The sequence below is a fragment of the Rhodospirillaceae bacterium genome, assembly GCA_018662005.1.
Lineage (GTDB): Bacteria > Pseudomonadota > Alphaproteobacteria > Rhodospirillales > JABHCV01 > JACNJU01.
The window spans coordinates 76,285-90,198 of the sequence record JABJHA010000015.1; the positions used below are offsets into that span (position 1 = coordinate 76,285).

The following is a 13,914-nucleotide window of genomic DNA, read 5'->3' on the forward strand; positions in this document are numbered from 1 at the left end:
CTGAACGTTCTAAGAATTTAATTCCAGGGAATTTCCATCGATCCTGATGGTGTCGGGCTTTCGCCGGGCCGCCATGGACGCGTTTTCGGCTCTGCCGCGTTCGACTCTGGGGACACATCCACTTTATTCTCAGTTGAAGGCGCAAGCGGTGTTACCGGTTCCGGTTTGACTTTCCTGGCGGACCGTTCTTCCTTTGAGGCCATCCAGCGCAATTCCTCTTTGATGATCTCCATATGATGGCTGGGCTCGGCTTTCAACACTTCGCTAAGGATAGCCTTTTTCACCGGGTTGGGCAGACGGTCAAAATTTTCAAGAAACAGAAACTTGATTGACGGGCGAATACTGTCTGAAACCAACAAGCTCAACACCAGCTTCTTCCTGATGTCACTGCGCATATTTCCGGCTTCGGTCAACTCGAAAAACTCGCTGACGAAGTAACGCGGCGCAATCGTTCCTTCCAGCAGGGCCTGCATATTGCGGCGCAGGGCCAGGGTATATTCCTGGCGCGAATTGACAATAAACTGGCTGGCGTGTTTGCGGACCATGACGATGGCTTCGGGATCGAAGGCATTTTCGGTAATCAATGAAACACACTTGGCGATCAAGGGGTGCTTGGTTGTCTCGCCAACAACCTGAAAGACACCGCTAAGCAATTTTGATTTAACGCCCAGAGGGCTCAGTCGGGCTGCCGCCGCCAGGGCCATTGGTGCTTCGGGGTCGCGTGTTGCGATCATCGACAAGGCCAACGGATCTTCCAGTGTCATCAGATCAACATGATGGTTCATCAGATTTTCCGGCGTCAGAATGCGGGTTTTCTCGCCCGGAAGGCAGATCGGCTCGTGATCCTGATATTTCCCCTTGATACCCAACGCCGTTTTAAGGCCATCATGGCTAAGTCCGTCTAATTGGTTCATTCGTGTAAACTCTCATTCCAGGACGCATTTTCTGGTGCTTTCGTTCGCAAAGCCCCTTCTTGAAACCACCACGCACGAAACAGATGCGATCCTTCGCGAACCGTTTCAGGTGGCAGTGTTTGATTGATGACTTCCTGCTGAAAAAGGCAGCGCCGGGTCGTGTTGAGTCTGGTCTCGACTCTGGACCTGGGCCGCAAATCACGATTGTCTGACAGGGCCTCAAGTTCATCAATCCAGTGGGCCAGCAATAACGTCAACAGAACCAGTTTACATTCAGGCACCCTTGCCCATCCTGCCCGCCACCGTGAGAAAGTTGACGGTGTAACCCCGGCGATAGCCGCGATCTTTTTGCCGGAGATTGAAATGTCATCAAGGCCACGAAAAACCGGCAAGTATTCATCTATAGATGAGGACACATCTCTTTCAGAAAGTGTTTCCACTGTCTCTTGCTGCCCGTTTACCGCCATTATCCACCCTAAATCTTGAACCACGGGATATTATTTTTAACCCGCGACTCGCTGAAAATAGGTGGTTTATGGTGTCTAAATAGTTAATGGCCACTAGATATTGTTATTTTTTTCATCAATTGAAGCAGGAAATAGGTGCGAATCCGGGCCGAATCTGCCCTAAATTTGCTCATTGGGGAGCGCCTTTAGGTGTTTATTTGGCCAATTACCCCATGATTCATTAAAAAAAATTAACCATGTTTTTTCAACTCAAACCAACAACATGAGTGAATCCAACGAGTCGCAAGGAAAAACCAACCGCCTTGCCGCCGCCTGATTCAAGGCATTGAAAAGAATCTCTTTTTTCGGATTTTTAGATTTCCCCAGGTCAATATTTAAGTCCTGCAAAGTCAAAAATGTGATTCTATACAAGCCCTCTCCAAACAAGTTCTGACAAGCAAATATACAAGATGATGTGCTAGAGGTGTTGACACTACACCTCATATATAATATCCGGGATGAAGTTTAGTTTTGAAAAAGAGTCTAGCGATTCCAACGAGTCGCATAGGGGGAAATAGCAAAGAACTCGTTTCGGGATTTACTTGTCAATCAAATGCGTAGGGGGCGCGTTTTATTGATTCCCGAGACCCAAAACAACAAAGACCCCGGCAGGCTAAAGGGGAAATACGGAACCATGCCTTCCAAAGACAAGGTCAAACAACCAACAAACAACATGGGTGAGGAAGCCCGGCCTTTTACGGTCTTTTATGTTAACCCGCAAACACCTGAAGAAGTCCACACCGACACCATTATGGCCGTGGATTGTGAAGACGCCCTGGCCATCGCGGCAGAACAGCATAAGGCGAACACCATTCTTCATGTTCGGGGTATCGGCGATGACGATTTTTCCGGGGGTGCCATAAACAGTGCGAACATGCACACCCATCAGCAGAAAAATTTCCCCTGCGCCCGTTTCATCAACGGTAAATTTCATCAGGCCACATTCACCGATGACCGACTACTGGAAACCCTGCTCGATTAACCTGTATCACCCATGCGCATTGGCATTGACCTAGGCGGCACAAAGATCGAAGGCATTGTCCTTGACGCACAGGGGCACGAGGTCGCGCGTGTGCGCACCCCTACCCCGGCTGGTGACTACACAGGCACAGTGAATGCCATAACCCGTGTTGTTGATGATCTGGAAGCCCAGGCCGGCATCGTCGGGCGCTGTACCCCTGTTGGTGTTGGCATTCCCGGCACCCTGTCGCCGGCAACCTCACTCATCAAGAATGCCAATTCCACCTGTCTTATTGGAAATCCCCTGGACGTCGATCTAACCCGGGCCTTAAAGCGACCGGTTCGTCTTGCCAATGACGCCAACTGTTTTGCCGCCTCCGAAGCAACCGACGGGGCCGGGGCCGGGGCGTCCGTTGTTTTCGGGGTCATTCTTGGAACCGGGGTCGGCGGCGGCATCGCCATTGATGGCAAGGTGATGGGTGGTCCAAACGGTATTGCCGGTGAATGGGGACACAATCCCTTGCCCTGGCCAGATGATGACGAACGCCCCGGCCCCGAATGTTATTGCGGACTGCACGGTTGTATCGAAACCTTCCTGTCGGGCCCCGCCCTGGCTGCCGATTTCAAACATTCAAGCGGCCTGGACTGTGAAACCCAAGACATCACCTCACTGACAAGCAAAGAAGCGGAGGACGCGCTGGGGCGCTATGAGAGGCGCCTGGCCAAGGCCCTGGCCGGTGTTATCAACATTCTTGATCCGGATGTCATCGTCCTGGGCGGCGGCTTGTCAAATACCACACGCCTGTATGAAAACGTACCTGCCCATTTGCTACAATGGGTGTTCTCTGACCAGGTCGATACCCGACTGGTTGCCAACCAGTGGGGAGATTCAAGCGGTGTTCGCGGCGCCGCCTGGTTGTAGTCTTAAGGTCGCAAGGCGGAATCTTTTCCCTGCTCAAACCGCAATTTTCGCCTTACCCGGCAAATTTTGCCCTGTGGGTAACTCCTTAATCCATTGATTTAAAACGATTGTCTTCTTGGCACGAGCCTTGCTGGTAAAGAAGGCAAGCGGTGAAGGATTTGTTAACCATTGGCCGCACCAACAATGAAGGGACGTGTCCGTGAACTCTATATCCCGTGCACCATCACGTGCAGTACCGGAGTTGAATTACCGGGAAAGGCTGTTTGGCAAGATCCGCTGTTTCGCGCACAGCCTTGGTCATTTGATTTATGGCTCCGACAGTCACACCCAGAACTCCGCGACGGCCTCGGCAATGCTCATCGACCACTTGCAAGGACGTATCGCCGAGTTGGAGCGACAGACAGAAACCGACGAGCTAACCGGGCTGTTGAATCGTCGTGGTTTTGACAAACAACTGCAACGGGTTCTCTCAGGCGTTGAGCGTTATGACGAACAGGGCGTGTTGATTTACATCGACCTGGATGCCTTCAAACCGATCAATGACAGTTACGGACATGCCGCCGGTGACGAGGTACTGCGCCATGTCGCAAATCTGCTGAGCGACGGCATCCGCGATACGGATTTTGTCGGCAGGTTGGGCGGCGATGAATTTGCAATCCTGTTAACCCATTCCAATTGGGAAAACGGGTTAAGGCGGGCGGAACGGATCGAAAATCAATTAAATAAATCCATCGTCCATTGGCAGGGACGGATGATTGCCATTAGCGCCAGTTTTGGTTTGCAGGAATACGGTGACAAAGAACAAGGCGGCGACCTTTTAGCACGGGCCGATGATGCCATGTACAAGACCAAGCGGATGCGCACCGGGCGTGAGCGGTTTCGAGTGAACTTATGAATGTGGGCACGGTAAGACAGGAGACGCCCTCCCCCGCCCCCTCTCAACCTCCGGGGCTCTCCCTCACCGTGGCAACCCCGCCCCGCCCGTTTGGACCACGGGCGGGGCACCCTATTTCAGATATACATGTGTGGAGACGGCCATGAAGATGGCCGTTAATTCCAATATTATGCCCATAGAACCCCTGGCACTGGGGCGTTCACTGGTTCCGGTTAAACAGAACCCTGTGGTTGCAAGTGGTTCGCTTGTTGACCGCTCACATGACCTGGAACACACACGCAGTCAAAAGCCTGCCATTCCTGCCATGGATGTTCGCCAAATGAGCCCCCGAAAAATGGCCGGGTTGAGCATGGATTTGTATGTTGCCGGTATCATTGAATGGGAAGAGCACGAGATGCTGGCGTTCCAGGCAGAGCTGCATCCAGACTATAATAAATCAATTGGCGCCCTGACAGGTAAACCCGCCCGGCCCGATCATCCAAAAGATTTTATTGAAGAATGGGAAGACAGATTAGCCTTCCAGCGACGATATAACCCCGACAACGTCCGTCGTATCAGACGAACGGAACATATCAAAAATATACTCAACCAGATTGACGCCCCAACCCATGTCCTCGTTTGAGGAAGCAGGAGCCGTGCTCTTTTTAGCTACTTCGCGCTGATGCTCAACGACTGGATTTTCCGCAATTTCTTCATCGACCAACTCGGCTTCAACGGGTGTATCGGCCAGCAGAACATCACTGATGATCGCATCAGGATTCAGACTAAGGGCCCAAATATTGTCAATACCGGTTCTGGCCAGCACGCGGCGAACTTTAAGGCCTTCAGCTTCAGCATAAGGGCCGATAACGACCCGATGCCGCCATCCCTCGGCCGTTTCGGCCGAAATAATACGGGGTGAGAAACTTGCTTTGCTTTTGGCAAAGTTACTGGCGTTTTCGGCGCTCGAGAAACTGCCGATCACCAGGTGATGCTTTTTACTGTCGATATACTCAGAGGACTGCACAGCCTCTGTCTCGTCAGGGGTTTCGGCAATTTCATCAGGTTTAACAGACTTTACAACCGGTTCAGGCTTCACCTCTTGTGGAACCTCGGCGATCGATTGATCAGGCGCTGACAAAGCCTTCGGGCTGGCCAGTGTCCAGTCGCGATGATCGACACGCATGGCCCATGCATTGCCGATGCCTGCCAGCTTCAAATGAAGACGCATTTCTCTTTTTTGATCAGCCGCAAAGGGCCCGACGGCAACCCGGTAAACCTCGAGCCCGTCAAGCCGTGAGGCCATCACTGCAGGGCCCAGCTCTTTGTGCCTGCCAATCATCCGACGGGCATTTTCACGTTTGGAAAAACTACCAATAACGAAATACAGGTCGGCGTCCAGGCGATCGGACCAGACACGCTTGCCAGAAATCATCAGGCGCTCACCGACCTTGGAATTTTGTTGGGGCCTGGAAACAACGGCGGGTTCAACCTGAGGAGTTCCGGCAGCGGTTTCAAAGTTGGCGAGGGAAGCAACATCAAGCTCGCTTTGCGCGGCTTGCGCTGAAGGCTGCGCATCCGATACAGAAGAATCAGCCGAGGCAACAGCGAACGTTCCGGCATCATCATTTTCACTGCAAATTTCGTCACCCTTCAAACTACGCCAAATAGCGCAATCCTTTTGCGCGACCATCGACAGTCCATGGTCGGAAAGAGATTTCTTGGTTGCCAAAAAAGAGATGCCGTCAAGGGCCCAGGAAGCAATTTGCACAGGAACCGGCAAGGCACAACCCGACAGGATCACCGTACAAACGATGATCGAGAGACCATTCCCCAAACCCTTTACCCTGTTTTTCATATTTATCGAACTTTTTAGCATTCTTCTCGTTTCTCTGCCCACGGCCCGCATTATGGCCATGATTGCGTCTCATGCCCAGCTTAAATAGGCATTTTCCAGCATCACTATTTATTTCATTTGCACTTTTGTCACACCTCAACAGACGTATTTTCCGCTGTTTTAAGTACTATTGGGACTTTTTCCATCAAATTCAGAGTAATTCACGCACCATTAAGTCACATGGGGTTTTCCTTCGCCAACTTTCCCTATATACGTTTCAACATGCCTATGATCACCGACTCAGGCGCTCTTGCCGCCTTCTGCAAGACCCTTTCCGGAACGCCGTTTATCACTGTCGATACGGAATTCATGCGCGAGACGACCTACTGGCCGGTTTTGTGCCTGATCCAGGTTGCCGGACCTGATGACGCCCGGGCCATTGATGCCTTGGCCCCCGGCCTTGACCTTGCACCCTTGTTTGACCTTTTCGATGATACGTCCATTCTCAAGGTCTTCCATGCGGCCAGACAGGACCTGGAAATTTTTTACCATTTGATGGGACACCTGCCGAGCCCGCTTTTCGACACGCAGGTTGCGGCCATGGTCTGCGGGTTTGGCGATTCGGTCGGCTATCAAACCCTGATCGCCAAACTGACGAAAGCCCGAATCGATAAATCATCGCGCTTTACTGACTGGTCATTGCGCCCGCTTAGCGATCGGCAGATTTCCTATGCGCTGTCCGACGTAACCCACCTGCGTGATGCCTACCGCAAATTGGCGCAAAAACTTGAAGCGAACGGACGCGAAAGCTGGCTCGGCGAAGAAATGGCTATTTTGGAGGCTCCCGAAACCTATGACCCGGACCCCCATCAAACGTTCCGCCGCATTAAATCGCGAGGTTCCAGCCCGCGTTTTCTGGCCATCCTGCGCGAGTTGGCTGCCTGGCGGGAGCTTGAGGCGCGAAACCGTGACCAGCCACGCAACCGAATATTAAGGGACGAAGCGCTGCTGGAAATTGCCCATCACACACCAAAGACAGTGGGTGACCTGGAACGCACCCGTGGCCTTGGCCGGAAAATGGCCGAAGGGCCAGCCGGCGCACGCTTGCTTGAGGCCGTCACAAAAGGCATCGCCGTTGATGATGCCGATTGCCCGAAACCCGAACACAAACCCGATATGCCTCGAGGACTGGGACCGGTCATCGATCTACTCAGGGTGCTTTTGAAAATGAAGTGCGATGAAGGAGACGTCGCCCAGAAATTGCTGGCCTCGGCAAACGATATTGAACTGATCGCAGCCTTTGGCGAGGACGCCGATGTGCGCGCCATGCATGGCTGGCGCCGGGAATTATTCGGCGAGGACGCTCTGAAGCTCCGCCGCGGCGATATCGGTTTTGTTATTAAAAACAAACACCTGGCCTTAATGAAACCGGAAAACCTTTAGCCGGTAGCGCCCTTCAACCCCAATGAACGCGCCAGGGTTTTCAAGCGGCGTTCGACAGTTTCACTGATGAATAACTCACTGTCTTTGGGAACAACAAGTGTCAATTTACTGTCACTGACTTTCAGGCGGGTTTGTTCCAGCCGTCCCGGCGCACTGCCCGACAAAGTATGTGCAAGACGCAATGCCAACCCGACAACCTGAACCCAGGCCTGCTGGCCCGGATCAAGCAGGGAGCGGACTGGCGACACCAGTTTCGAGTCCGGGTCGCCGTTGTATCGAACGTAAACGGCCTCGGCGAGCAACACCCGGTTAGGATGTGTCAGTCCGGCGAAGGGAACTCTTAGCACCCGGTGGAAGGCGTGTTCGGCGCGATAATCGGGATGCTCGCTCCAGCCGATATCACTGAGCAAACATGCAGCCAGCCGCAACCGACGTTCCGCATTGGATTCATCATCAAACAGCGGATTCATCCATTCCAGAATTTCACCACCACGGATGGCGAAACGGCCAACCCGTTCTGAATAACTTTTGCAGGCATCGATCAGGGTATCCTGCTCGCGCAATTTGTCGGGAAGGATTTTCAGCAATTGCCCCTCGCGCATACCGAAGCCCGAAAAAGTCAAAGCCTGCGGCTCAATAACGCGAATCAGGGCCTCCATAACCATCGCCGCAGCGGGCAGGGTCTCCATGCGGCGACGGGCAATGCCCGGAATGCGTTGCAGACTGTCGTTGCTTTGAGCTGCGACGATTTTACTTAAATGCAGAGCGTCAGCCCGGCGCAGGGTGAAGTTATCCACCACATGCAGGGGATGGCCGATCTGGCTGATAAAAATGCGCGCCAGCGCACGCCATGACCCGCCAATGGCATAGAAGGTCCTGCCCTTTGCTTGTTTAATCCACGGAAGTTCGGCAAGGCTTTCGACGATCAGGTTTGCCGCGCGCTCTGACCCCTGTTCCATTGCTTCGGCCATCCGCAGGTGGCCTAAGGGAAGAGTTCCCTGCTCTCCAAAACTGCCCTTTTCAAGGGTCACCAGATCAAGACTGCCGCCACCCAGGTCGCCGACCAGACCATCTGCGTGGGGGACGCCGCTCAGCAACCCCATGGCTGCCAGTTTAGCCTCTTCGGGGCCGCTTAGAACCTTAACATCCAATCCAAAACGACGCTTGATCTCGGCGACGAAATCCGGGCCGTCAACAGCTTCGCGCACCGCTGACGTCGCCACCAGTTCCAGATGATCCGCACCCATTGAATGGCTCAGATTGATAAACCGGGACAAACTGTCCATGGCCAGCAAAACACCTTCCGGATTTAGACGTCCACTGGCGGCCAGTCCCCGTCCCAGTTCGCACTGGGCTTTTTCGTTAAACATGGGAATAGGAAGGCGCAAGGGCGCGTCGTAGACAACAAGGCGAAGTGTGTTCGAGCCAATGTCGATGATGGCGACTTTGCCGGGGCCGTCCGTATCGGCATCAGATAAAGGAGAAACCCCGTTCATCAGGTTTTTTTCAACACCAACTGCGGGGATGTGTCTGGATTTTTATCACGCGAACTACCGCGACCCGACAGGCTTGGGTTGGTGATAAAATATTTATGGGCGTTAAATACCGAAACGGACGGTTGATCCGAATCCCCTTCGTCAACAGCGGGATCAATAATCCGTGTATAGTCCCCATTGGGTCCTAAAGCCCAACTCTGTTCGCTATCGTTCAAGTTAGCGACCATGATTTCATCAAGGATCTGGGCATGTACTGTTTCATCTTCTACAGGAACCAGAACTTCGACCCGCCAGTCCATATTTCGCTGCATCCAATCGGCTGACGATATGTACACTTTGGCTTTTCTGGAAGGTAGCTTGTGACCACTGCCGAAGGCGACGATACGGCTGTGCTCAAGGAATCGCCCGACGATGCTCTTGACCCGAATATTTTCCGACAATCCCGGAATACCAGGTCTTAGACAACAGATACCGCGAACCACAAGATCAACTTTAACACCGGCGTTAGAAGCCCTGTACAGGGTGTCGATGATTTCGGCATCGACAAGTGAATTCAATTTGGCCCAGATGGTGGCCGGTCTACCAGCCTTGGCGTGCTCAATTTCCTCTTCAAAATGTTTAGCCAGCGTGTCCCGCATATCAATTGGCGATGCCGACAGATGTTCCAAAGTTTCGGGGCGCGCTGTGCCGGTCATGAAGTTGAACATCTTCGCCGCGTCCCGGCACAGTCCTTCATCGCTGGTAAAGAACGACAGGTCCGTATAGACCTTCGCCGTATCAGGATGGTAGTTGCCGGTACCAAAATGCACATAGGCGCGCATCCCCTTGCCGCTACTGGAATGACGAACGACCAAGCTAACCTTGGCGTGGACTTTTTTGTCGGGCAGGCCATAAACCACCTGTGCCCCGGCCCGTTCCAAATCGCGAGCCCAGCGAATATTGGCTTCCTCATCAAAACGGGCCTTTAATTCGACCATCGCCGTAACAGATTTTCCGGCTTCGGCCGCTTCAACCAGCGCCTTGACGATTGGTGAATTATCGCTGGTCCGGTACAGGGTTTGCTTGATCGCCACCACTTTCGGATCCTGCGCAGCCTGCCGCAAGAACTGCACCACCACGTCAAAACTTTCATAAGGGTGGTGTACGACGATGTCTTTTTTACGAATAGCAGCAAAGCAATTACCGGAAAAATCCCTTATCCGTTCAGGGAAGCGGGCATTGAAAGGATCGAACAACAGGTCCGGGCGTTCGTCGACAATCAATTGCCGCGTTTCCCCGACCCCCAAAAGCCCTTCGCGGTAAATAATATCCTCCGGGGCGAGCCCCAGATTTTCGGTTACCAACTGGCGCAATTCTTTGGGTGTATCAAGACTGAAGGAAAGCAGGATGGTGCTGCCCCGGCGACGCCGTTTAAGCGCCGTCTCGAACGTCCGCACCAGATCTTCAGCTTCCTCGTCTACTTCAACAACGCTATCGCGAATAATGCGGAAAGAGCCTGACTTGAGTAGCGTAAAATCAGGAAACAACTTGTTCAGAAACAGCCCGATCAGGTCTTCAATAGGGATAAAACGAATGTCCTCGCCGGGCAGCCGGAAGAAGCGGTTAAGCATTCTGGGGATCGGAAGCAAGGCGCGAAGCTCTTCATCATCATCGTTGCGACGCATTTTCAGGATTAGTGAAAATCCCAGATTGGGAATGAACGGAAAAGGATGAGCAGGATCGATGGCCAATGGCGTCAGCACCGGAAACACCTGTTCCATAAAACGCTCTTCAAGCCATTGCCTGTCATCATCTGATAACTCGTCAGGGGCCAGCAAAGTCAGCCCGGCATCACGCAACTCACCCAGTAACGTATGCAGACAGGTTTGTTGATCTGTGAACAAGGCCATCGCCGACTGGTGAATGGCAACCAGTTGCTGGGCCGGGGTCAGGCCATCCTGACTTTGGGTGACAACACCAGCGCGCACCTGGCCTTTAAGGCCGGCGACACGAACCATGTAGAATTCATCAAGGTTAATTGCCGAAATGGATAAAAAACGTAAGCGCTCCAGCAGCGGATGTTTTGGGTTGTTGGCATCACCCAACACACGCGAGTTAAAGGCCAGCCAGGAAAGTTCCCGATTGATAAAACGGCGTCTTGAGCCGGGCTCAACGCTTTTCCAGTCGGCAGTGGCGGTTGAATCAACGAGCTTGGCCACCGCTGCACCTTTACCAGGTGCCCGGGGAGGTTTGCCGGATTTTATTTGGTCTTCACTCATGTCACTGATTCTACAGATAAAAAAACCATTTGTCATGCCGGTCCGTGGAAGCCCAATAAGTTGAAGGCAATTCCGATCAGGCGGCAAGAATCTGTTCGGGCCTGAAAATACGTAACTTTTCTGATCGCTCTATAAATTCCTAAAATGTGCCCGGATAACCGCCACCGTCAATCAGCAAGTTCTGGCCGGTGATGTAACCGGCCTGGGCGCTGCAAATGAAAGCGCACAGTTCCCCGAATTCAGCCGGATCACCGAAACGTCCCGCCGGGTTTGAAGCCCTGCGCTCTTCAGTTATTTCAGCAACAGATTTGCCGGCCGCTTTGGCCGCCCCTTCAAGGGTGGCGCTCAAGCGGTCTGTATCGAATGGTCCCGGTAATATGGCGTTCAGGGTAACGTTGTGGCGGACGGTTTTGCGGGCCAGCCCGGCGCAAAAACCGGTCAGCCCCGAACGCGCCCCGTTGGACAGGCCAAGAACTTCAATCGGCGCCTTGACCGCACCAGAAGTAATATTGACGATGCGCCCGAACTTGCGTTCGATCATGCCGTCGACCGTCGCCTTGATCATAAAAATCGGGCTCAACATGTTGGCGTCGAGGGCGGCAAGCCAGATATCGCGATCCCAATCACGGAAATCGCCGGGCGGTGGACCACCTGCGTTATTAACCAGAATATCCGGGTTTGGGCAGACGCCCAGAGTTGCCTCGCGACCTTCCTCGGTGGCGATATCGGCAGCCAGCGTGTGAACAGTCGCACCGGTGGCTTTGCGAATGTCCTCCGCCGTTTCCTCAAGCGGTCCTGCGGTCCTGGCGGTTATGGTCAGTTCAACACCTTCAGCCGCCAGCGACATCGCGCAAGCCCGGCCCAGGCCCTTTGAGGCGGCGCTCACCAATGCCTTTTTTCCGGCAATTCCCAAATCCATGATGTAATCCTCTATTCGTCAGCTTTGTTCAGATCATGCAACACCTGGCGAACCAGGGGTACCGTAATCCGTCTTTTTTCAAGCATCGCCATTTTGTCCACGGCATCGACCAGTTTTTCCAGAGCGGCAAAAGATCGTTCGATCCTGAGTTGCACAAAAGCAACCACATCGCTGTCAATTTTAAGTTGCCGATCAGCGAACTGCTTGACCAGGACAGCGGCCAGCAAGGCATCATCGGGCGGTCCTATTTCTGCGACAGTCGCCGTCTTCAGTCGGGATGACAAATCCGCCAGTTGCAATGGCCAGCGTGAAGGCGGCACCCTGCCTGTCATCATCATCGTAGCGCCTGCTTCCCGAACCGTGTTGTAGAGGTGCAAGAGCGCTACCTCAAGCCCGTCCTTGTCATGTTTATCGAAGGCTCCGTCCAGATCATCGAGCAGACACGCCCCGGCCCCGGCAAGCAAGGCCGGTGGATCATTTCGGGTAAGCTCCATTGTGGTGATCGCGACAGCATTCGTTTTGGCTTGAAACACTTGCGCCAGATGGCTTTTTCCACAGCCTGCCGGACCATGCAGGAAAAGCGCGGGTGATGGCCAGTCCGGCCAACGGTCAATCCAGGCGACCGCGTCACTGTTGCAGGGTGCGACGAGAAAATCCTCAGCCCCAAGGGCCGGGCGGTGTTCAAAATCCAGAAGAAGCTGCGTTGTGTTCACTCGGCCTGACCGCCGTCATAAAACGGACTTTCCAGATACTGACTGACACCGAAACGGATCAGCACCCCAATGACAGCGGTTACGGGCACCGCCAGCAGGACACCCGTCAGGCCGAACAAAGCCCCCCCGGCAAGAAGCGCAAAAATAATCCAGATCGGGTGAAGACCGACCCGCCCGCCAACCAGTCTGGGCGTCAGGATGTAGCTTTCAGCAGTTTGCCCGGCAATGAAAATAGCGGCGACAATCAGCACCGGTTGCCAGTCAGAAAACTGGGCCAGAGCAATACCGACACCGCTGATCAAGCCAATCGATGCCCCCACATAGGGGATAAAAGCCAACAGGCCGGTGCCAAGGCCGACCAGCAGACCAAAGTCGAGCCCGGCCAACGTCAACCCGATAGCGTAGTAGACGGCCAACACCAGACAGACACTGGCCTGACCACGTACAAATGCGGCAATGGTGTTATCAATAGCCGCAAACTGCTGATGGAAGGTATCAATGGAGCGGCGTGGCAACAGGTGGTCAAACCGGTCAACAATTTGATCCCAGTCGCGCAGCAGATAAAAGGCGACAAGCGGGGTAATCACGACCAGCGAGACGACATTGAAAAACGCCATGCCGCCGCTCCACACGCCCTTCAGCAAACCGCCAAACCAGGCCAGGATATCACCGGCGAAGGCTTCGACAGCACCCTTCAGGTTGTCGATCTCGCCGCTCGACAAATTCTCGTACACCAATTCCATAATCGGCCGGATGCGCTCTCGCAAAAGCTCGACGAGATCAGGAACCGTGGCCACCAGGCCCAGAATCTGCGCCTGTAATAATGGCAGTAACAGCACCAAAATGGCGGTGGCGAGCCCCAGAAATGCCAAAATGACAAGCCCGGCGGCAAGTCCCCTGGAAACACCCGCCTTTTCCATACGGTCGGCCACTGGATCAAAAAAGTAGGCTACCGCAAGGCCAGCGACAAAAGGCGCCAGAATGCTGCTTAAGGCGTAAAGCAGGACAGCAAAGGCAACGAACCCGGCAATCCAGAAAAAAGCCTTGCGATCACCATTCATTTGCTCACTGG

13 protein-coding genes are annotated in these 13,914 nt (G+C 53.6%); 5 read left to right on the plus strand and 8 right to left on the minus strand.

Annotated features, from left to right (window positions below):
* Positions 1 to 17 precede the first annotated feature (17 nt).
* Positions 18 to 914: a hypothetical protein gene (locus HOL66_08015; GenBank protein MBT5244176.1), complete on the minus strand. Its 897-nt coding sequence runs from the start codon at positions 912 to 914 to the stop codon at positions 18 to 20.
* Positions 911 to 1,381, minus strand: a complete 471-nt coding sequence (locus HOL66_08020; GenBank protein MBT5244177.1) for a hypothetical protein — start codon at positions 1,379 to 1,381, stop codon at positions 911 to 913. The genes HOL66_08015 and HOL66_08020 overlap by 4 nt, the downstream gene beginning before the upstream one ends.
* A 673-nt stretch (positions 1,382 to 2,054) precedes the next feature.
* On the opposite strand from HOL66_08020, the gene HOL66_08025 reads away from it, so the two are divergent.
* The 4 genes from HOL66_08025 to HOL66_08040 all read left to right on the plus strand — a co-directional run bounded on the left by HOL66_08025 (position 2,055) and on the right by HOL66_08040 (position 4,819).
* Positions 2,055 to 2,402, plus strand: a complete 348-nt coding sequence (locus HOL66_08025; GenBank protein ID MBT5244178.1) for a hypothetical protein — start codon at positions 2,055 to 2,057, stop codon at positions 2,400 to 2,402.
* Between the two features lie 12 nt (positions 2,403 to 2,414).
* Positions 2,415 to 3,302 (plus strand): ROK family protein, encoded by an 888-nt coding sequence (locus HOL66_08030; protein MBT5244179.1) that lies wholly within the window; start codon positions 2,415 to 2,417, stop codon positions 3,300 to 3,302.
* A 199-nt stretch (positions 3,303 to 3,501) separates the two neighbouring features.
* Positions 3,502 to 4,197, plus strand: a complete 696-nt coding sequence (locus HOL66_08035; GenBank protein MBT5244180.1) for a GGDEF domain-containing protein — start codon at positions 3,502 to 3,504, stop codon at positions 4,195 to 4,197.
* Positions 4,198 to 4,339: 142 nt separating this feature from the next.
* Entirely contained in the window at positions 4,340 to 4,819 is a 480-nt protein-coding gene (locus HOL66_08040; GenBank protein ID MBT5244181.1) for a hypothetical protein, read from the plus strand.
* Here HOL66_08040 and HOL66_08045 read toward each other — a convergent pair.
* Entirely contained in the window at positions 4,709 to 6,034 is a 1,326-nt protein-coding gene (locus HOL66_08045; protein MBT5244182.1) for an SPOR domain-containing protein, read from the minus strand. The genes HOL66_08040 and HOL66_08045 overlap by 111 nt on opposite strands.
* A gap of 261 nt (positions 6,035 to 6,295) precedes the next feature.
* Between HOL66_08045 and rnd the strand changes: the two genes are divergently transcribed.
* On the plus strand, positions 6,296 to 7,456 hold the full coding sequence (rnd, locus tag HOL66_08050; GenBank protein ID MBT5244183.1) for a ribonuclease D: 1,161 nt from the start codon (positions 6,296 to 6,298) through the stop codon (positions 7,454 to 7,456).
* Here rnd and HOL66_08055 read toward each other — a convergent pair.
* The 5 genes from HOL66_08055 to HOL66_08075 all read right to left on the minus strand — a co-directional run bounded on the left by HOL66_08055 (position 7,453) and on the right by HOL66_08075 (position 13,903).
* Positions 7,453 to 8,952 carry a Ppx/GppA family phosphatase gene (locus tag HOL66_08055; GenBank protein ID MBT5244184.1) on the minus strand — a complete coding sequence of 500 codons (1,500 nt, stop codon included), beginning with the start codon at positions 8,950 to 8,952 and terminating at the stop codon, positions 7,453 to 7,455. The two genes, rnd and HOL66_08055, sit on opposite strands and share 4 nt — an antisense overlap.
* Positions 8,952 to 11,246 carry an RNA degradosome polyphosphate kinase gene (locus HOL66_08060; protein MBT5244185.1) on the minus strand — a complete coding sequence of 765 codons (2,295 nt, stop codon included), beginning with the start codon at positions 11,244 to 11,246 and terminating at the stop codon, positions 8,952 to 8,954. The genes HOL66_08055 and HOL66_08060 overlap by 1 nt, the downstream gene beginning before the upstream one ends.
* Positions 11,247 to 11,349: 103 nt before the next feature.
* A complete protein-coding gene (locus HOL66_08065) occupies positions 11,350 to 12,129 on the minus strand; it encodes an SDR family oxidoreductase (GenBank protein ID MBT5244186.1) in 780 nt (259 codons plus the stop codon).
* A gap of 11 nt (positions 12,130 to 12,140) precedes the next feature.
* Complete coding sequence (locus tag HOL66_08070) at positions 12,141 to 12,842, minus strand: DNA replication protein (protein ID MBT5244187.1); 702 nt, start codon at positions 12,840 to 12,842, stop codon at positions 12,141 to 12,143.
* Positions 12,839 to 13,903, minus strand: a complete 1,065-nt coding sequence (locus HOL66_08075; GenBank protein MBT5244188.1) for an AI-2E family transporter — start codon at positions 13,901 to 13,903, stop codon at positions 12,839 to 12,841. Before HOL66_08075 ends, HOL66_08070 begins: the two co-directional genes overlap by 4 nt.
* Positions 13,904 to 13,914: the final 11 nt, after the last annotated feature.